The following is a 17,725-nucleotide window of genomic DNA, read 5'->3' on the forward strand; positions in this document are numbered from 1 at the left end:
GGGCGGACGCGGGATCAGCCCCGCTTCGGGGGGAGGCAGTCGGCGGTCGGGGGCGTTCCCTCGGGCCAGGCCGTCTGGACGAAGCGCTGGGTGCCGTCGCGGGCGAGTTCCACGATGGGGACCGCCTTGTTGTAGGGGTTGCCGTGGTTGTCCAGGCAGATCCAGCCGCTCGCGCCCTGCACCCGCAGCGAGCCCTTGACCTGCGGCCACTGGGTGCCGACGTCGGCGAGCGCCGGGTAGGGCGCGTCGGCCGGGGTGGCCTGGCGGATGGCGTGGACGGCCGTCGCCATCGCGTCGTACGCCACGATCGCCTGTCCGTCCCGGAGCGGCACCGGCTTCGCGTCGGCGCGGGCGATGTCGGTGAGGAAGGTCCGGAAGGCGACGACCGAGCCGCCGGTCGTCGGCACCGGCCGGCCGGGTGCGGGCTGCCAGGCGTCGGGGTGGGCGAGCGCCGCGTACCGCACGGTCAGCTTCTTGCCGAGGGCCGCGCGGTTCAGCTTCTCGTCGGCGCCGAGGTACGAGCCCTCGTCGCCGGTGAGGACGGTGAAGGCGCGGTCGGCGCAGCCGCGCGAGCCGAGCGCGTTGATGAACTGGCGGAGCTGGGTGTGGCGGCCGGCGAAGAAGACGGTCTCGGCGCGGGTGTCGCAGATCAGGTGGGTGATCTGGCGGAAGGTGTTGGCGGTGGTGCCCTCCTCGGTGTTGTCCTTCGGCGAGGTGTAGAGCTGCGGCTCGTAGGGGGCGCCCTTGAGGGAGGCGGCGAAGGCGGACCGCAGGGTGTCGATGTAGTGGTCGCCGGTGCGGGAGTCCTGGACGAGGATCGCGCGGGCGGCGTCGACCTTCCCGAAGTGGGCGAGGGCCTTCGCCTCGTCGCCGTTGGTGGGGGAGACCCGGGCGAGGCCGGGGAAGCGGTCCCGGCCGGGGCCGTTGGCGAGGTCGTCGGCGGTGATGGTGGTGCCGACGACGGCGATCCCGGCGCCGGTGAGGGCGGTGACCGCGTCGCGTACCTCGGCGGAGGAGGTGGCGACGCCGGAGACGGCGCGGAGCCGGTCGGGGGCGCCGGTCATGGCGGTGAGCCGGTCGACGACGGTCCGCCAGTGGGCGTTCTTGTTGCCGGTGTTGGCGAGGACCAGGCGGATCTTGGGGGTCTCGCTGTTGGACTCGTGGTTGGCCCGGTACTGGTAGGCGTAGGCGCCCTGGAGTTCGCGGAGGATCTTCTCCGCGGTGCCGGGGTCGGTGGCGGTGATCGGGAGGAGCACGGCGACGGTGGCGTACTCGCCGGCCTTGAGGGTGGCGTTCTCGCGGCCGATGGCGGCGGTGATCGCGGTCAGCGCGGGGACGCGGAAGTCGTGTCCGGTCCCGTCGACGCCGATGCACTCCTCGCTGCCGGAGGGCCGGGCGACCCCGGCCGTGCAGGAACGGTCCTCCGGTTCGAGGAGCGCGTACAGGCCCCAGCCGCCGAGGCCGAGGACGAGCGAGGTGGCGACGAGGGTGCTGAGGAGCTTCTGCCGGGGTGTCCAGAAGAAGCGGCGGCGCAGCCGGTCGAGCATGACGTCAGACTCCGTCCTCGCGCCCCGGCGGCAGCGACAGCTCCCGCCAGGCGCGGATGTCCCGCGGCCAGTGTCCTGCCGCGTCCCACAGTGGACCGCTGCCGGTGAGGTGGCGGCCGGAGAGCCGGCGCAGTTCGTGCGCCAGCCGGTCGGCGACCTCCTCGTCGGGCAGCGCGAGCGGATCGGTGAGCAGCCATACGGCGTGCAGCAGCCGCCGTAGGGAGAGGTGCAGTTCGGCGGCGTCGGGGCCGAGTCCGTCGGGGAGCCCCCGGTCGGGGTCCTGGCCGAGGGCGACGGCCCGGCGCGGGTCGGGTCCGCCGCGGTCCCGCTCGCGCGGGTACGGGGCGGAGGCGACGAACCGCAGCACGCCGAGCCAGCCGAGGATGTCGGGGCCCGGGAAGGTGAGCCGCAGGTGGGCGACGGCCTCCGCGGTCTCGCCGAGCGCGAGGTCGTGGTGGAGCCGGTACGGGCCGGGCTGCGGCCCGTAGTGGCGGCGCAGCGTCTCGTGGACGGCCCGCCAGGCGGCGTAGTCGGGGTGGTCGTCGTCCTCGAAGCGGAGCCGGTGCAGCAGCAGGGCGCGCAGCAGCGGGTCGCCGACGAAGCGGCCGGGGTGCTCGGGCCAGTGCTCGGCGCGGAGCCGGTCGCGGACCCGGAGGGCGACGTCGCCGTCGAGGGACTCGGCGGGCAGCCGGGCCTGGGCGAGGCGGCGGGCGGACTCCTCGTCGTGGGCGGCGGCCAGGACCGCGTACGGGCCGGGCCGGGGCACCGGGAGGAGGGCGGTGAGCAGGGCGGGGGCGACGGGGACGGGGGCGGTGTCCTCGCGGAGCTCCACGGCGAGGTCGAGGAGGCCGCCGGGGGTGAGGGCGGCGCGGACGGCGGGCGGGGCCTCGCCGGCGGCGCGGGCGAGCAGGTCGACGCCGAGGGGGCGCCCGCCGGTGAGCCGGTGGACGGCCCGGGCGAGGTCGGCGGGGGTGCGGCCGGCGGGGTCGTGGTGGTCGAAGGCGGCGCGGGTCTGGGTGGGGGTGAGCGGGGTGAGCTCCACGGCGAGCAGCCCGGAGCCGACCCGGCTGGTGCGCGGGCAGGGCGCCTGGTGGGCGGTCTCGGGCAGCCGGACGCGGGTGGCGTGGCGGAGGGCCTCGTGCTCGCGGAGCCGGGAGGCGGCGAGGACGACGGTGTGGTCGCGGCGGCCGTCGGCGCGGGCCCGCAGAATCGGTTCGACGAGGGCGCGGCCGACCGGTTCGTGGGCGTTGTCGAGGAGGATCAGGGGCCTGCCGACGCGGCTGCCGCGGCGCAGTCCGGTGTAGGCGCGGTGCAGGTCCTCGGTGAGGGTGACGGCGAGGAACGCCTCGGCCTCCTCGCGGCGCGGGCCGCCCTGGGCGAAGTCGACGGCGAGCTGCTGGAGTCCGGCGCGCCCGCGCCCTCCGGCGTTGCGGTAGCCGCCGAACCAGTCGTCGGGGGCCTGCCGGAAGCGGTGGAAGAACTCCTCGACGACGGTCTCGACGGTCGCCTCGGCGACCAGCCCGGCGAAGGGGGCGCCGGCTTCGGCGGCGGTGCCGGCGAGCTTGGCGAGGACCCGGCCGACCCAGGCGGCGGCGGCCGCCCGGCCGGCGTCCACGGTGGCGAGCAGCGGGCCGAGCCGCAGCAGGTCGCGGCGGGCCCGCTCGTCGTCCTCGCGGGTCCAGCCGACCGAGGTGACGGCGACGAGCCCGAGCGAGAGCCGGGGGAAGGGCACCGGCTTGACGGCGTCGCCGCGCTTGCCGAGCTGGACGGCGAGTTCGGCGAGGGCGCCGGTGACCGGGGACCAGCCGGCGCCGTGGTCGGCGGGCTCCTCGACGGCCGCGCAGTCGAGGAGGGCGAGCGGGGTGAACCCGAGGTAGTGGTTGCGGATCTCCTTGAGCAGCACGGTCTTGCCCATGCCGCGGCCGCCGGTGAAGACGGTGACGGGCGGGTCCTCGCCGTGCTCGAAGGGCACCCGGCCCTGTCCGTCCGGTCCGAGCCCGACGAGCCGCGCGGCGAGTCCGCGCGTCTCCAGAACCGCCTCGCGGCCGTACAGCACTCTCCGCACCCGCCACCCCCGTCGCAGTCAACTCAAGGATATCGACGGTGTGTTGGGAACTGGAGAGATAATTCGAGTCTGTTGTCGAGCTGTTGCGGAGCGTGGCGGGCCGGTCGTGAGGGGACGTCAGTCCGCGGCGATGGCGTCCAGCCGCGCCCGCAGGTACCGGTGGGACTCGATGCCGTTGATCGTCGTCCCCGGCGCGCACTCGTAGAAGTACACGAGCGACATCAGCTCCTCGGCGGGCGCGTCGGCCGGCGGCGGCAGCACCCGGTGCCGTCCCGACCGCCACCGCCCGCCGGTCCAACCCGCCATCAGATCGCCGATGTTGACGGTGAAGGCGTCGGAATCGTACGGCGCGTCCTGCCAGCCGCCGGCCTCCGAGAAGACCTGGAGCCCGCCCTTGCCCGCCTGCCGGTCCAGGACCGTCACCGTCCCGAAGTCCGTGTGCGGCCCGATCCGGAACTGGCCCGGCTCCGGGTCCCCCGTCCGCTCCCGCCCCGGGTACCAGTTGATGTTGAAGCCGTACGTGGGGTGCCCGGTGTGCCGGGTGAAGAAGTCGCGCTCCTCGCCGAGCGCGACCCCGAGCAGGTCGAGCACCCGGTCCGACAGCGCCTTCATCCGCGCGAGGTACGCCTCCACCAGCGCGCGCAGCTCCGGTACCTCGGCCGGCCAGACGTTCGGCAGGAACCATTCGGCGTCCACCGCCGGGTCGCCGGTCGGCTCCTCCGCCGCGAAGGACAGCGACTCCTTCAGGTCCGGCGGGGTCGCCGTGCCCTCCGCGTACGCGTTGGCCTCCGCGCCGGGCCCGAGCCAGCCGCGCCCGCCGACCCGCACGGCGTACGGCTCCTTGGCGGCGGCGGGGAGGTGGAAGAAGCCCCGTGCCGTCTCCCGGATGGCGTCCCGCAGTCCGGGGTCCACCCCGTGCCCGGTGACGAGCAGGAACCCGGCCTCGCGCAGGGCGCGGTCCACGGCGGGCAGCTGCGGGCCCGGGTCACGGGCGAGGTCGAGCGTCGGGAGCCGTGCCTCAGTCATGGCCGATGTCCTCGTTCCACAGGTCGGGGTGGTGCGCGATGAACGTCCGCATCAGCTCGACGCAGCCGGGATCGTCCAGCACGACGACCTCGACGCCGTGCTCGGCCAGCCAGTCGTGCCCGCCGTGGAAGGTCCGTGCCTCCCCGACGACGACCCGCGAGATCCCGAACTGCCGCACGAGCCCGGAGCAGTACCAGCACGGGGACAGGGTGGTGACCATGGTCGTCCCCCGGTACGAGCGCTGCCGCCCGGCCTGCCGGAACGCGTCGGTCTCCGCGTGCGCCGACGGATCCCCGTCCTGCACGCGCCGGTTGTGCCCCCGCCCGAGCAGCGCCCCGTCGGCCCCGTAGAGCGCGGCCCCGATCGGCACGCCGCCTTCGGCGAGCCCGGCCCGAGCCTCTTCGAGGGCGGTGGCTAGCCAGGGGCGTGCCTGTTCCTCGTCCATGCGGGGAGCTCTACCCGGCGGGGTGCCTGGACTACCCGGGGCGGGCTGGACGGCGTCCCCGACCGGCGTGACGTAGGACCCCTTGCCGGGCACGGTGTAGACGAGCCCATGCTCTGACAGCTCCCGTATGGCACGGCGGGCGGTCAGCACGGCGATGCCGTACTCCTCGGCGAGGCGCGTCGGTGCGGGAACCATCCGGTCGGGGGCGTACTCCCCGCTCGCGATCTTCGCCGCGATCACGTCGGCCAGTTGCTTGTACAGCGGGCGTCCCGACTGCGGGTCAAGGCTCATGTGTCAACACTAGATAGTCATACTAAGACACGTTCGGATGGATCTAGCTACATCACTGTGCATCAAGGTGTGGCGCGAACTACGTTGTGAGGCGCACAGAAGACCCCGGCGAGGTGGCTAGACCTCCCGGGGCATGGCCACCAACCTCAACGGAGTTGATGACGTGCCGAACCCTATCGCGCGCGCCCTGTTCCCCCTCCTCCTCTGGCTCCTCATGCTGACGCTGCCGCCCACCGGCAGGCACCGCACCCGCCCCGCGCGCCCCCGCCACGCGGCGGTGCAGCGCCGCCGCCGGCGGGCCCTTTGGCTGGCGACCGTCGGGGTCGACCTCGACCGCCGGAACATCCACGCCGGGGTCGCCCGATGAGCCGCTGCGGGGCCCGGCGTTCCGTGTACGCCGTCGCGGAGACGGTCCGCCCCGTCTGGGCCGGCTCGGTCTGCGTGCTCGACGCGGGCCACGACGGCCTGCACCGCGACCGCGCGGGCGACGGCTGGTGGGTCACGCCGGAGATCGCCGACGCGGTGAGCGTGTCCCTGCTGGCCGACGCCCTCACGCCGGAGCCCGAACCCGAGTTCCGCTCGCCCCGCTGCATCGTCGGCCGCCACGACCGCTGCCGCGACCACGCCCCCCGCGACAGCGGCGTACCGGGGGTGCGGTACCTGGTGTGCGCGTGCGCCTGCCACCCCGGCGGGCAGCTGTGAGCGGTGGTCGGCTCCCGCTGGATACGCCGGCCGGGGCACCCCTTCTGGAGGACATGGTGACGACACAGGCCGACCACGCCGGAGAACTCATCCCCCGCCCCGAGCGGACTCCCGCCGCCCTGCGGGCAGCCCTCGCCGTCGTCGCTCCCGAGCGGTTGCCCGAGATGGACGCCAGTCAGCGCGCGGCCGTGACGGAGGCCATCGAACAGAGCGGCATCGCCCCGCTGCGGATGTTCCTCACCGAGTGGGCCGCCGTCATCGAGATCGAACGGTTCCCGGACACCGCGCGCGCACTGCGACGCGCCGAGTACCTGGCGCAGGTCACCGAGGACCCGGAGGAAAGCCGTCGGTACGTCCGCGCGGCCGGCGACATCATCCGCGCCGCGCACCGGCAGGTGACCTGCCTCTGACAGCCGTCGGCGAGTGCCCCGGCGGGGTACTCGCCGACAGCAGGGACACGCGCCTCAGCCCGTGGCCGCGATCCGCCGCGGATCACACCCCCGCGCCCGCCGGCTCCTCGTAAGGGAAGCGGGCGAAGGGGGCCTCGCGGGTGAAGAAGGTCTGGGCGGCGGTGAGGGCGCGGGTGTCGGCGCGGACGCGGCCCGGGCGGGAGCCCGTGCCGGTGAGGACGCCGCCGAAGCGCATGCGCAGGTAGGCGGCCGACAGGCTCAGGCCCGTGACCAGGCCGTCCGCGACCGCGTGGTCGTCGTCGGCCATGGCCGTGACGCCCCACAGGGTGCCGCCCGCCATGCGGTCCTTGAAGTCCGAGTCCGGCACGTTCAGCCAGCCCGACCAGTAGTCGAGGTAGCGCTTGGTCTGCGCGGAGAGGCTGTACCAGTAGAGCGGGGAGACGATCACGACGTCGGTGGCCTCGACCGTGGCCCGCAGCAGTTCCGCCTCGACCTCGCCGGGGCTGTGGTCGGCCTCGTGGCGGCCGTCCTGGAAGTCGGGCAGGTCCAGCTTGTTCAGGTCGATCCAGCGCTGCCGCACCCCGGCCGGGAGGTGCGCGGCGGCCTCGCGGGCCAGCAGTTCGGAGTTGCCGTCGGCGCGGGAGCTGCCGAGGACGAAGAGGAACGAGCGGTCCTGGGCGGGGGTCGCGTCGGGTGACATGAGTGCTCCTGGTTCGTGGGCGTGCGCGGGCGTGCCCGCTTCCCCCGCGACAACTAGCCCTCGCACGCGGGTATTCCGCCTCCGCCCATCGATTTTTCCGATCGGCCCCATCGGAAGGACGCCCCACTGGCCCGTGGACCCGCGCCCGCCCCCGTTCGTAGCGTCGGCGCCATGAGAAACGAGACCAGGGGAACCCTCGAACTGACCCTCGCCATGGTGCTGTCGGGCACGCTGGGCGTCTTCGTCGTGGAGTCGGGCGCCTCGCCCTTCGAGGTGGTGTTCTTCCGGTGCCTCTTCGGGGCCGTCGCGCTCGGCCTGTACAGCCTGGCCCGGGGGTACCTCACCGGGCACGGCTTCACCCGGCGGTCGCTCGGACTCGCCCTGCTCGGCGGGGTCTTCATCGTCTTCAACTGGGTGTTCCTCTTCGAGGCGTACGCGGCCGGCTCCATCTCGCTGGCCACCGTCGTCTACCACACGCAGCCGTTCTTCCTGGTGCTGCTCGGGGCGGTGTTCGCGCGGGAGCGGATCACCGCGGGGATGCTGGGCTGGCTCGCGGTCGCCTTCGCCGGGCTCGTCCTCGTCTCCGGGGTGCGGCCCGGTGACACCGCCTCCCTCGCGGGGCTCGGGTACGCGCTCGCCGCCGCCGTCCTCTACGCGCTCGCCACCTTCGTGACGAAGAGGATCAGCGGCGTACGGCCGCATCTGATCGCCCTCGTGCAGGTGGCCGCCGGGGTGCCGCTGCTGCTGCCCTTCGCCGACCTCGGCGCGGTCTCCGGGCTCGGCGCCGGATGGGCGTGGCTGGCCGGGCTCGGGCTGATCCACACCGGGCTGATGTACGTCCTCATGTACGCGGCCTACGCCAAGCTGCCCACCCCGAAGATCGCGGTGCTCGCCTTCACCTACCCGGCGGTCGCGATGCTCGCCGACTGGGCGGTCTACGGGCACCACATCGGCCTCGTACAGGCCCTCGGCGTCCCGCTGATCGTCCTCGCCGGCCTGAAGGTCACTCTCGCGCGAGCCGCCGCGCCTGCTCCACGAACAGCCGCACGTGGGCCGGAAGCCGCTTCCCCCGCCGCCACGCGAGCTGCGTGAAGAGGGTGAACGGCGCCTCCCAGTCCAGCGCCGTCAGCGCCCCGGACGCCAGCTCCTCCTGGACGGCGATCCGGGGCAGCAGCGCGATCCCGAGCCCGGACGCGACCGCCCGCTTGCTCGCCTCGATCGTGCCGAACTCCAGGAACTCCGGCCGCCACGGCGCCAGCTCCCGCTCGAAGAGGTCCCGGTAGGCGCAGCCCGGCTCGGTGCCGATCAGACCGGCGGCGGCGAGGTCGGCGGTGGTCAGCCCGGCGCGGCCCGCGAGCGGGTGCCCGGGGGCGGCGACCAGGGCCAGCGGCTCGGGCGCCAGCACCTCGGACTCCAGGCCCTCGTGTTCGGTGTCGGCCTCCATGAGGAAGCCGAGGTCGTACGTGCCCTGCCGCAGCGCCTGCCGGGTCGCGTCGCCGAGCGTGGGGCGCAGGGCGAGCCGGACGGCCGGGTGGCGGTGGTGGACGTACTCCAGGAGCGGCGGGAGCCGGTAGGTGGTGAGGGACTCCATCGTCCCGATGGTGACGGTCCCGGCGGGCTCGCCGGCGGCCACCGCCGCCCGCGCCTCCTCGGCCAGCTCCGCCATGCGGCGCGCGTACGGCAGCAGCCGCTCGCCCGCGGCGGTGAGCCGGATCCGGCCGCCGAGCCGCTCGAACAGCTCGGTGCCGAGCGCCGACTCCAGCGCCTTGACCTGCGAGGTCACGCTGGACTGGGCGTAGCCGAGCTCGGCGGCGGCGCGGGTGAAGGAGAGGACTTCGGCGGCCTTCTCGAAGGTGGCGAGGAGCCGCAGCTCCATCAGGCGCCCGTCCCGGGGGCGCGGCGCGGGGCGGGAGTCACGCGCCCTTCTCCTCGTCGCCGTCCTCGCGGCGCTTCAGCTCCTCCTCGCGGCGGCGCGGGTCCGCCTCCCCGTCCTCGAACAGGGCGTCGTCCCGCTCCGTCTCGTCCTTCTCCTCGGGCTTCTCCCGCTTCTCCTTGGGCTTCTCCTCGGAGAGGGACTTCAGGAACTCCGGGTTGTCGTCCGGCGCGACCCAGCCGCCGCCCCGGCCGCCCCGGCCACCGAATCCACCGAACCCGCCGCCGGCGGTCTGCCGCTTCTTCCCCGCGACGAGCCACACCACCGGGCCGACGACCCAGGCCAGGAGGATGATGACGACCCACACCACCTTGGGCAGGTGCTTGACCTCGTCCTCGGGGGTGTTCAGGCAGTCGATGAAGGCGTAGATCGTCAGCGCCAGCGGCAGAAGGATCATCAGTGCCCTGAGCATGTGGTGCGGCCCCCTGGAAACGGTGGCGGGGGCGCGTCGAGTCGGCCCCGGTGACACCTCCAGCGTAGCCGGTGACCGATACTTGCCCGTATGGCTTACGACGATCTCCGCTCGCTGCTCAGGGCGCTGGAGCGCGAGGGCGACCTCAAGCGCATCAAGGCCGAAGTCGATCCGTACCTGGAGGTCGGGGAGATCGTCGACCGGGTGAACAAGGCAGGAGGGCCCGCGCTTCTCTTCGAGAACGTGAAGGGCTCCGCCATGCCGCTCGCGATGAACGTGTTCGGCACCGACCGCCGTCTCCTCAAGGCCCTCGGCCTGAAGTCGTACGAGGAGATCAGCGAGAAGATCGGCGGGCTGCTCAAGCCCGAGCTGCCGCACGGCTTCGTGGGCGTCCGGGAGGCGTTCGGCAAGCTGGGCTCGATGGTCCACGTGCCGCCGAAGAAGGTGAAGTCCTCCGACGCCCCCGTGCAGGAGGTCGTCCTCACCGGCGACGACGTCGACCTCGACAGGCTGCCCGCGCTCTTCACCTGGCCCAAGGACGGCGGCTCCTTCTTCAACCTGGGCCTCACCCACACCAAGCACCCGGAGACCGGCGTGCGGAACCTGGGGCTGTACCGGCTCCAGCGGCACGACAAGCGCACCATCGGCATGCACTGGCAGATCCACAAGGACAGCCGGAACCACTACGCGGTCGCCGCCGAGCGCGGCGAGCGGCTGCCGGTCGCGATCGCCTTCGGCTGCCCGCCGGCCGTGACGTACGCCTCGACCGCCCCGCTCCCCGGTGACATCGACGAGTACCTCTTCGCCGGCTTCGTGCAGGGCAAGCGGATCGAGATGGTCGACTGCAAGACCGTGCCGCTCCAGGTCCCGGCGAACGCCGAGGTCGTCATCGAGGGCTGGCTGGAGCCGGGCGAGATGCTGCCGGAGGGCCCCTTCGGCGACCACACCGGCTTCTACACGCCGCAGGAACCGTTCCCCGCGCTGACGATCGACTGCGTCACCATGCGGAAGCGCCCGCTGCTCCAGTCGATCGTGGTCGGCCGGCCGCCGACCGAGGACGGGCCGCTGGGGCGGGCGACGGAGCGTTTCTTCCTGCCGCTCCTCAAGATCATCGTGCCGGACATCGTCGACTACCACCTGCCGGAGTCGGGCGGCTTCCACAACTGCGCGATCGTCTCGATCGACAAGAAGTACCCGAAGCACGCGCAGAAGGTCATGAGCGCCATCTGGGGCGCGCACATGATGTCGCTGACCAAGCTGATCATCGTGGTCGACAAGGACTGCGACGTGCACGACCTGCACGAGGTGTCCTGGCGGGCGCTCGGCAACACGGACTACGCGCGCGACCTGACGGTGGTGGAGGGTCCGGTGGACCACCTCGACCACGCCTCGTACCAGCAGTTCTGGGGCGGCAAGGCGGGCATCGACGCCACGAAGAAGCTGCCGGAGGAGGGCTACACCCGGGACGGCGGCTGGCCGGACATGGTGGAGTCGGACCCGGCGACGGCGGCGCTGGTGGACCGTCGCTGGAAGGAGTACGGGCTGTGACCACGGCCGCGGTGCCGGGCGCCCAGCCGGGGCGTACCAAGGCGTTCCTCAGGCTCGTGATGATCGAGCACTCGGTCTTCGCGCTGCCCTTCGCCTACATCGCCTCGCTCACCGCGATGTTCCAGCTGGACCGGAGGATCCACTGGTGGACGCTGCTCCTGGTGACGGTGTGCATGGTGGGGCTGCGGACCTTCGCGATGGCCTGCAACCGGATCATCGACCGGGAGATCGACGCGCGTAATCCGCGCACGGCCAACCGGGAGCTGGTGACGGGCGCGGTGTCGGTGCGGTCGGCGTGGACCGGGGCCGGGATCGCGGTCGTGGTCTTCCTCGGCGCGGCGGCGCTCCTGAACCCGCTCTGTCTGGCGCTCGCGCCGCTGGCCGTCATCCCGATGGTCGTGTACCCGTACGGCAAGCGGTTCACGAACTTCCCGCACGCGATCCTCGGCCTCGCCCAGGCGATCGGCCCGATCGGCGCCTGGCTCGCGGTGACCGGGGAGTGGTCCTGGGACGCGGTCGTCCTGGGCCTCGCGGTCGGCGTCTGGATCGGCGGCTTCGACCTGATCTTCGCCTGCCAGGACGTGCAGGCGGACCGGGCGCACGGCGTGATGTCGGTACCGGCCCGCTTCGGCATCCCGGCGGCGCTGTGGGGGGCCCGCGCCTCCGCCGTCGTCACCACGGGGCTGCTGGTCTGGTACGCGCTGGCCACCGGGGCGGGGATCTTCTTCTGGGCCGGTCTGGTGATCGTGGCCGTGGCCTTCTGCTACGAGCACTCGATCGTGAAGCCGCACGACCTGTCGCGGCTGAACCGGGCGTTCTTCACGACCAACGGTTTCATCGGCATCTCGCTCTTCGTCTGCGCCCTGCTCGACCTGCTGGTCCGCGGGCTCACCCTCTAGGCTCGGCGCCATGAACGACGGCAAGCGCACCCCCTGGGTCGTGGGGGTATCCGGGGCGTCGGGGACGCCGTACGCCGCGTCCGTGCTCAGGGGGCTGCTGGCGGCGGGGGAGAGCGTCGACCTGGTGGTGTCGCGGGCCTCGCGGCTCACCCTGCTCGACGAGACGGGGCTCGCCTTCCGGGACGCGCACTGGCGCGAGGACCTGGTGGCGTGGCTGGCGCGGGGGGCGGACGGGAAGCCCGACGCGTACGGCTCCGTGGACGTGGGCGACGTGCGGTACTGGGCGGCCGGCGACCTGGCGGCGGGGCCGTCCTCGGGGTCGTACCCGGCGAAGGGGATGCTGATCGTGCCGGCCTCGACCGCCGCGGTGGCGGGAGTGGCGCTCGGTCTGTCGAAGGACCTGTTGCAGCGGGTGGCGAGCGTGACGCTCAAGGAGCGGCGTCCGCTGGTGGTCGCGGTGCGGGAGACCCCGCTGAGCGGGCAGACGCTGAAGCAGATGGTGGCGCTGGACGAGGCGGGCGCCGTGGTGCTGCCCGCCTCTCCGGCGTTCTACGCGGGTGCGACGCACATCCAGGATCTGGTGGACTTCGTCGCGGGGCGGGTGCTCGACGCGGCAGGGGTGCCGCACGAGCTGTACCGCCGGTGGCGGGGGGAACTCGGAGGAGGAGCTCCGGGGGTTCCCCGTGCCGGTTAGCGCTTCTTCGCGGCCTTCTTGCGGGCGCGCTTCGAGGCGTCGGTGGGCTGGTGGGCACGCGAGCGGTTGGCCAGGTCCTGCAGCTCGCGCATACGGGCGTAGGCCATCTCGATCGTGTACACGGTGTTCTCACTCCTGAAAGATCGTCTTTGATCTGCTGAAAGATTCGCAGGGTGACGGCCCTGCATGCCTTAGATTCTACACCTAAACTTGCGGTATCGCTGGACAATGGAAGGTCGTAAACCTATGGACGCCGTGGACAGGCAGCTCATCCAGGCCCTGCGCGAGAACGGCCGCGCCTCGTACGCCGAGCTGGGACGGCTCGTCGGGCTCTCCGGCCCCTCCGTCACCGACCGCATCAACCGCCTGGAGGCGGCCGGGGTCATCACCGGTTACCGCGCCACCGTGGACGCCGCCTCCCTCGGGCTCGGCGTCACCGCCCTCATCGGCATCTCGCTCTCCGACGCCGCCGACCACGAGGACGTGGCCCGCCGGCTGAAGGACCTCGCCGAGATCGAGGACTGCTGGTTCATCGCCGGCGACGACTCCTTCATGCTCAAGGTCCGCGCCAACGACGTCGACGGCCTGGAGAAGACGATCCGCCGGCTCTCCGGGACCAAGGGGGTCTCCCGGACGCGCACCACGATCGTGCTCTCCACCAAGTGGGAGAACCGGGTCGGGGACCTGCCTGAGGAAGGCTGAGAGTACGGTGGTGGAGCCTGATTTCGTCGGATACATGGGAGGCGGCCGTATGGACGCGGGGCTCAAGCGGGAGCTGGAGCAGAAGGTCCGGGACGGTGAGCGGCTGAGCCGCGAGGACGGCATCGCCCTCTACGACTCCGACGACCTCGCCTGGCTCGGCGGGCTGGCCCACGAGGTCAGGACCCGCAAGAACGGCGACGTGGTCCACTTCAATGTCAACCGGCATCTGAACATGACCAACGTCTGCACCGCCTCCTGCGCCTACTGCTCCTTCCAGCGCAAGCCGGGCGAGAAGGACGCGTACACGATGCGCATCGAGGAGGCCGTCCGTCTCGCCAAGGCGATGGAGAACGAGAACCTCACCGAGCTGCACATCGTCAACGGGCTCCACCCCAACCTGCCCTGGCGGTACTACCCGCGCTCGCTCTCCGAGCTGAAGAAGGCGCTGCCGAACGTCTCGCTGAAGGCGTTCACCGCGACCGAGATCCACCACTTCGAGACCATCTCGGGGATGTCGGCCTCCGACATCCTCGACGAGCTCATCGAGGCCGGCCTGGAGTCGCTCACCGGCGGCGGCGCCGAGATCTTCGACTGGGAGGTCCGGCAGCACATCGTGGACCACCGCACCCACTGGGAGGACTGGTCCCGGATCCACCGGCTCGCCCACTCCAAGGGCCTGAAGACCCCCTCGACGATGCTGTACGGGCACATCGAGGAGCCGCGCCACCGCGTCGACCACGTGCTGCGGCTGCGGGAGCTCCAGGACGAGACGGGCGGCTTCCAGGTCTTCATCCCGCTGCGCTACCAGCACGACTTCGTGGACATGCAGGACGGCAAGGTCCGCAACAAGCTCCAGGCGCGGACGACGATGGCGACCGGCGCCGAGGCCCTGAAGACCTTCGCGGTCTCCCGGCTCCTCTTCGACAACGTGCCGCACGTCAAGGTCTTCTGGGTCATGCACGGCGTGCAGACCGCGCAGCTGGCGCTCCAGCACGGCGCGGACGACATGGACGGCTCGGTGGTCGAGTACAAGATCACGCACGACGCCGACAACTACGGCACGCCGAACAAGCTCACCCGTGACGACCTGCTGGAGCTGATCCGCGACGCCGGTTTCCGGCCGGTCGAGCGGAACACCCGGTACGAGATCATCCGCGAGTACCCGGGCCCTGACGCGGACCGGCGCGAGACGCCGCAGGCGATGCGCGTCTGAGGCGTTCCCGTACGACGAGGAGGCCCGGCCGGGGGAATGCCCCTGGCCGGGCCTCCTCGTCGTCTCGGCGGACGCGCGCGTTCACGTCAGGGGCAGCAGCATGGTGATGTCGTCGCGGTCGTCGCCGGGGGCCACCCGGATGGCTCCGGGGACGCGGCCGACCTCCTTGTAGCCGCACTTGGCGTAGAAGGTGTCGACGCCGGTGCCGCCGCGGACGCCGAGCCGGACGGCCTCGATCGCCTCGAAGCCGGGGGCGGTACGGGCGGTGTGCTCGACGGCCGCCATCAGGTCGCGGCCGTACCCCTCGCCCTGGTGCTTCGGGTGCACCATCACGGTGTACAGCCACACCCAGTGGGTCATCAGGCGGTGGCTGTTGAAGCTGAAGAAGGCGGTGGCGGCGACCTCGCCGTGCTCGTCCCGGCCGACGACCAGCCGTTGGGCGCCCTCGGCCATGCCGGCGAGGTGCCGGAGGAGGGAGGGCCGGATCTCGTCGGGGGTGACGGGCGGGACGAACCCGACGGCGCCGCCCGCGTTGGAGACGTCGGCCCAGAGGGCGAGGATGCCGTCGGTCAGGGCCTGGTCGACCGAGGGATCGGCCTCAAAGGTAAGGGTCATAGTGGCATCGTAACTATTACCTCCGGCCGGACTCAAGCGTTTTCGCTCACACCTGGCCCCGCCCGGCCGCGCCCGGCCCCCGCCCGACCGCGCCCGGCCGCGCCCCGGGGCACGCCGCCGGCCCAGCCCCGCTTCCGGCCGCATCCCCCCGGCGTGCTTCACTGGGGGACGCTCGTCCCGTAATGGGAAGGTTCGGAACCTCGGAACGAAAGAGTGGGTCATGCTCCGCTACTCGCTGATGCGGCTCGGCATCTTCGCCGGGTGCTTCCTCGCCCTGTGGGGTCTCGTCTACGTCGGCGCGCTGCCGCGCGGCCTCGGTGACTCCAACCTCCTGTGGGTCCTCCTGCTCTCCATCGTCGTCTCGGCCCCCCTGAGCTTCGTCCTGCTCCGCAAGCAGCGCGACAGCCTGAGCGCCGACATCGTCGAGAAGGTCGACCGCGCCAAGGACCGCCTCCAGGAGAACCGCACCCGCGAGGACGCGGTCTAGGGCGAAGCCCTTGCCGGGGCCTCGGGGGCCGGCCTGACGTTGTCGGCCGCCGTGGTCCAGGCGACCCCGGTGGCGGGTCGGACGTGGGCGATGCGGAGGAGTCGGTCCCCGTGCCGCTCGTGGACAACGGCCGTCAGCACCCCCTCGCCGCCGCTCGCGATGTCGCGGACGCGTTGATGGAGCAGGGGATGCCCTTCCTTTCCTTCGCCGCCCGGATCGTTCACCGTTCGGACTCCTCCCAGGCGTCGAACCAGCGGTCGAGGAACTCTCGCCATCCGGCCTCGGAGCGCGCCCGGAGGGCCGGGCTCAGGCCCGATGGCGGTACGGGAACGCCATGCTGTGACTCGTCAGGATCCGTGGTCTCCATGCGTCCAACCTTAAGCGCAATGCGCTTTAAGCGGCAAGGGCTTATGGATGGGGTCGGTGTGGCCGAGGCGCGGGGAAGTAGGGTCACTGGCAACAGCGAGCTGGAGGTAGCGACATGTCGGGCGACGCGTGGATCAGCGAGACCGCGCCATATCTGGCCCCGCGTGCGCCCGGCCAGGGTGACGCGTGGTCCGACGAGGCCGCCCGGCGCGGCCGCACCGGTGGCCAGCGGCTGTTGCGGGCGGGCGAGGTCGAGGCGCCGGAGGTGGTCCGCGCGGCCCTGGGCCTGCCCGCCGGCGGGCGGGTGATCGTCAGGCGGCGTCTGATCCTGCTGGACGGGCTCCCCGTCGAGCTCGCCGACTCCTACTACCCCCTCTCCGTCGCTGCCGGCACGGCCCTGGCGGAACCGCGCAAGGTGCCCGGCGGGGCCGTCACCCTGCTCAAGGAGCTGGGATACGTGGGCGCCGAGGTCGTCGAGGACGTGAGTGCCGGTCTGGCCACCCCGGCCGAGTGCGGGCACCTGGGGCTGGCCGAGGGGAGCGCCGTCCTCCGTCTGCTCCGCCTGGCGCGGACCGCCGGCGGGGTGCCGATGGAGGCGTCCCTGATGACCATGCCGGCCGGCAGGCACCTCACGTACCGGCTCGGGAAGCAAGGCGCGTGATGGCGAAGGAGTTCAAGGATCCGAGATCGCCGCACCAGAAGATCGCGGCGGAGCTCCGGCGGCGGATCACTCGCGGGGACCTGCCGCCCGGCAGCAAGCTGGGATCGACGGCCGAGCTGATGGAGCAGTACGGCGGCGTGGCCAACACCACCGTCCAGAAGGCGCTCCAGATGCTGAAGGCGGAAGGGCTCCTCGAAGGACTTCCGGGCAAGGGCGTGTACGTGCGGCAGCACGCGCAGGAGTCGGTCGAGCCGATCGCCTACGTCAGCCCCGCCGGGCCGGACGAGGCGTACCCGTGGGTGTCCGAGGCCGCGAAGCGGCGGCAGGTCGGCCGGGTCCGGCTCCTCGATGTCGACGTCGTCGTCCCGCCGGCGGAGGTGGCCGAGGCGCTGGGGCTGGAGGAGGGCGACCGGGCGGTGCTCCGCAGGCAGCTCCTCCTGCTCGACGACGAACCGACCGAGCTCACGCGGTCGTACTACCCCCTGGGGCTGGTCGAGGGCACGGCCGTGCTGGAGAAGAAGCGGATCCGAGGCGGCACGCCGGCACTGCTCGCCTCCATGGGCTTTCCTCCGCGGGAGTTCGTGGACGAGCTGTCGTCCGAGATCCCGACGGAGGAGGAGGCCGTCGCGCTGGAACTTCCGAAGGACATGCCCGTCCTCGTCGCCTTCAGGGTGGTCTACTCCGACGGCGGGCGCCCGATCGAGGCCACGCTGATGACGAAGGCGGCGCACCGGTACCGGATGCGCTACCGGCTTCCGATCACGTAAGAGCCGCGTAAGGTTCCTCACAGATCGCGCACCCCTGGTGTGAGCCCCGCGGCTCCCACCAGGGGTGTTCTGCGTTCGGGGTGGGGTGGCCGGATCTCGATCTCAAAGAACAGCTTTGAGGTTCTCAAAGTTCAAGTGTTAACGTATCGGCCATGACGACAGCAGTGCGCCTCTCTCACGCCCCGGGCATCGTGCTCGTGGCGCGCCTGCACGTCGATCTCTGCCGCTGTGTGAACGCGGCC

Annotated in this window: 21 protein-coding genes and 1 pseudogene; 12 read left to right on the forward strand and 10 right to left on the reverse strand. The window is 72.3% G+C overall.

The genetic code is table 11. The annotated features are described in order from the left end of the window. Nucleotides 1-14 precede the first annotated feature (14 nt). The 5 genes and pseudogenes from ACIGHB_RS31750 to ACIGHB_RS31770 form a co-directional block, all read right to left on the reverse strand. Nucleotides 15-1,547: an ABC transporter substrate-binding protein gene (locus ACIGHB_RS31750; RefSeq protein ID WP_388875314.1), complete on the reverse strand. Its 1,533-nt coding sequence runs from the start codon at nt 1,545-1,547 to the stop codon at nt 15-17. Between the two features lie 4 nt (nt 1,548-1,551). After that, nucleotides 1,552-3,603: a hypothetical protein gene (locus ACIGHB_RS31755; protein ID WP_360313031.1), complete on the reverse strand. Its 2,052-nt coding sequence runs from the start codon at nt 3,601-3,603 to the stop codon at nt 1,552-1,554. 126 nt (nt 3,604-3,729) lie between these two features. Then, nucleotides 3,730-4,638, reverse strand: a complete 909-nt coding sequence (locus ACIGHB_RS31760; protein ID WP_399917948.1) for an isopenicillin N synthase family dioxygenase — start codon at nt 4,636-4,638, stop codon at nt 3,730-3,732. After that, on the reverse strand, nt 4,631-5,083 hold the full coding sequence (locus tag ACIGHB_RS31765; protein WP_399918050.1) for a nucleoside deaminase: 453 nt from the start codon (nt 5,081-5,083) through the stop codon (nt 4,631-4,633). The genes ACIGHB_RS31760 and ACIGHB_RS31765 overlap by 8 nt, the downstream gene beginning before the upstream one ends. A gap of 81 nt (nt 5,084-5,164) precedes the next feature. Next, a pseudogene (locus ACIGHB_RS31770) lies at nt 5,165-5,374 on the reverse strand (GntR family transcriptional regulator); the annotation flags it as partial. A gap of 163 nt (nt 5,375-5,537) precedes the next feature. Here ACIGHB_RS31770 and ACIGHB_RS31775 point away from each other — a divergent pair. The 3 genes from ACIGHB_RS31775 to ACIGHB_RS31785 are packed head-to-tail and all read left to right on the forward strand — an operon-like array spanning nt 5,538 to nt 6,486. Continuing rightward, nucleotides 5,538-5,741 (forward strand): hypothetical protein, encoded by a 204-nt coding sequence (locus tag ACIGHB_RS31775; RefSeq protein ID WP_360313035.1) that lies wholly within the window; start codon nt 5,538-5,540, stop codon nt 5,739-5,741. Next, nucleotides 5,738-6,076: a hypothetical protein gene (locus ACIGHB_RS31780; protein ID WP_360313037.1), complete on the forward strand. Its 339-nt coding sequence runs from the start codon at nt 5,738-5,740 to the stop codon at nt 6,074-6,076. Before ACIGHB_RS31775 ends, ACIGHB_RS31780 begins: the two co-directional genes overlap by 4 nt. 53 nt (nt 6,077-6,129) lie before the next feature. After that, nucleotides 6,130-6,486 carry a hypothetical protein gene (locus ACIGHB_RS31785; protein WP_399917951.1) on the forward strand — a complete coding sequence of 119 codons (357 nt, stop codon included), beginning with the start codon at nt 6,130-6,132 and terminating at the stop codon, nt 6,484-6,486. Between the two features lie 82 nt (nt 6,487-6,568). Here the strand turns inward: ACIGHB_RS31785 and ACIGHB_RS31790 are convergent, their stop codons facing one another. Further along, nucleotides 6,569-7,186: a flavodoxin family protein gene (locus ACIGHB_RS31790; RefSeq protein ID WP_399917953.1), complete on the reverse strand. Its 618-nt coding sequence runs from the start codon at nt 7,184-7,186 to the stop codon at nt 6,569-6,571. 171 nt (nt 7,187-7,357) lie between these two features. Here ACIGHB_RS31790 and ACIGHB_RS31795 point away from each other — a divergent pair, with 171 nt between their 5' ends. Next, a complete protein-coding gene (locus tag ACIGHB_RS31795; protein ID WP_399917955.1) occupies nt 7,358-8,278 on the forward strand; it encodes a DMT family transporter in 921 nt (306 codons plus the stop codon). Here ACIGHB_RS31795 and ACIGHB_RS31800 read toward each other — a convergent pair. Both ACIGHB_RS31800 and ACIGHB_RS31805 read right to left on the reverse strand, forming a co-directional pair. Next, nucleotides 8,190-9,062: a LysR family transcriptional regulator gene (locus ACIGHB_RS31800; RefSeq protein ID WP_399917957.1), complete on the reverse strand. Its 873-nt coding sequence runs from the start codon at nt 9,060-9,062 to the stop codon at nt 8,190-8,192. The genes ACIGHB_RS31795 and ACIGHB_RS31800 overlap by 89 nt on opposite strands. 37 nt (nt 9,063-9,099) lie before the next feature. Then, nucleotides 9,100-9,531: a PLD nuclease N-terminal domain-containing protein gene (locus tag ACIGHB_RS31805; RefSeq protein ID WP_399917959.1), complete on the reverse strand. Its 432-nt coding sequence runs from the start codon at nt 9,529-9,531 to the stop codon at nt 9,100-9,102. A gap of 90 nt (nt 9,532-9,621) precedes the next feature. Between ACIGHB_RS31805 and ACIGHB_RS31810 the strand changes: the two genes are divergently transcribed. Genes ACIGHB_RS31810 through ACIGHB_RS31820 form a run of 3 tightly spaced genes read left to right on the forward strand, consistent with a single transcriptional unit; the run spans nt 9,622 to nt 12,672 of the window. After that, complete coding sequence (locus ACIGHB_RS31810; RefSeq protein ID WP_399917961.1) at nt 9,622-11,079, forward strand: menaquinone biosynthesis decarboxylase; 1,458 nt, start codon at nt 9,622-9,624, stop codon at nt 11,077-11,079. Continuing rightward, entirely contained in the window at nt 11,076-11,978 is a 903-nt protein-coding gene (gene mqnP, locus ACIGHB_RS31815; RefSeq protein WP_399917963.1) for a menaquinone biosynthesis prenyltransferase MqnP, read from the forward strand. The genes ACIGHB_RS31810 and mqnP overlap by 4 nt, the downstream gene beginning before the upstream one ends. A 10-nt stretch (nt 11,979-11,988) precedes the next feature. Next, on the forward strand, nt 11,989-12,672 hold the full coding sequence (locus ACIGHB_RS31820; protein WP_360313053.1) for a UbiX family flavin prenyltransferase: 684 nt from the start codon (nt 11,989-11,991) through the stop codon (nt 12,670-12,672). Here the strand turns inward: ACIGHB_RS31820 and ACIGHB_RS31825 are convergent. Beyond that, nucleotides 12,669-12,794, reverse strand: a complete 126-nt coding sequence (locus ACIGHB_RS31825; RefSeq protein WP_360313107.1) for a hypothetical protein — start codon at nt 12,792-12,794, stop codon at nt 12,669-12,671. The two genes, ACIGHB_RS31820 and ACIGHB_RS31825, sit on opposite strands and share 4 nt — an antisense overlap. A 124-nt stretch (nt 12,795-12,918) precedes the next feature. Here ACIGHB_RS31825 and ACIGHB_RS31830 point away from each other — a divergent pair, with 124 nt between their 5' ends. Together ACIGHB_RS31830 and mqnE are read left to right on the forward strand one after the other, a co-directional pair. After that, nucleotides 12,919-13,374 (forward strand): Lrp/AsnC family transcriptional regulator, encoded by a 456-nt coding sequence (locus ACIGHB_RS31830; protein WP_031013392.1) that lies wholly within the window; start codon nt 12,919-12,921, stop codon nt 13,372-13,374. Nucleotides 13,375-13,423: 49 nt separating this feature from the next. Further along, complete coding sequence (gene mqnE / locus ACIGHB_RS31835) at nt 13,424-14,587, forward strand: aminofutalosine synthase MqnE (protein ID WP_360313101.1); 1,164 nt, start codon at nt 13,424-13,426, stop codon at nt 14,585-14,587. Between the two features lie 81 nt (nt 14,588-14,668). Here mqnE and ACIGHB_RS31840 read toward each other — a convergent pair whose 3' ends face one another. Then, nucleotides 14,669-15,202, reverse strand: coding sequence for a GNAT family N-acetyltransferase (locus tag ACIGHB_RS31840; RefSeq protein ID WP_399917966.1), 534 nt, complete (start codon nt 15,200-15,202; stop codon nt 14,669-14,671). Between the two features lie 220 nt (nt 15,203-15,422). On the opposite strand from ACIGHB_RS31840, the gene ACIGHB_RS31845 reads away from it, so the two are divergent. The 3 genes from ACIGHB_RS31845 (at nt 15,423) to ACIGHB_RS31855 (ending at nt 17,483) form a co-directional block, all read left to right on the forward strand. After that, nucleotides 15,423-15,689, forward strand: a complete 267-nt coding sequence (locus ACIGHB_RS31845; protein ID WP_360313057.1) for a DUF4229 domain-containing protein — start codon at nt 15,423-15,425, stop codon at nt 15,687-15,689. Nucleotides 15,690-16,170: 481 nt separating this feature from the next. Continuing rightward, nucleotides 16,171-16,716 carry a GntR family transcriptional regulator gene (locus ACIGHB_RS31850; RefSeq protein WP_399917968.1) on the forward strand — a complete coding sequence of 182 codons (546 nt, stop codon included), beginning with the start codon at nt 16,171-16,173 and terminating at the stop codon, nt 16,714-16,716. Next, entirely contained in the window at nt 16,716-17,483 is a 768-nt protein-coding gene (locus ACIGHB_RS31855) for a GntR family transcriptional regulator (RefSeq protein WP_399917970.1), read from the forward strand. Before ACIGHB_RS31850 ends, ACIGHB_RS31855 begins: the two co-directional genes overlap by 1 nt. The last annotated feature ends 242 nt before the right edge of the window (nt 17,484-17,725 follow it).

The organism is Streptomyces sp. NPDC085460, assembly GCF_044541975.1.
GTDB lineage: Bacteria > Actinomycetota > Actinomycetes > Streptomycetales > Streptomycetaceae > Streptomyces.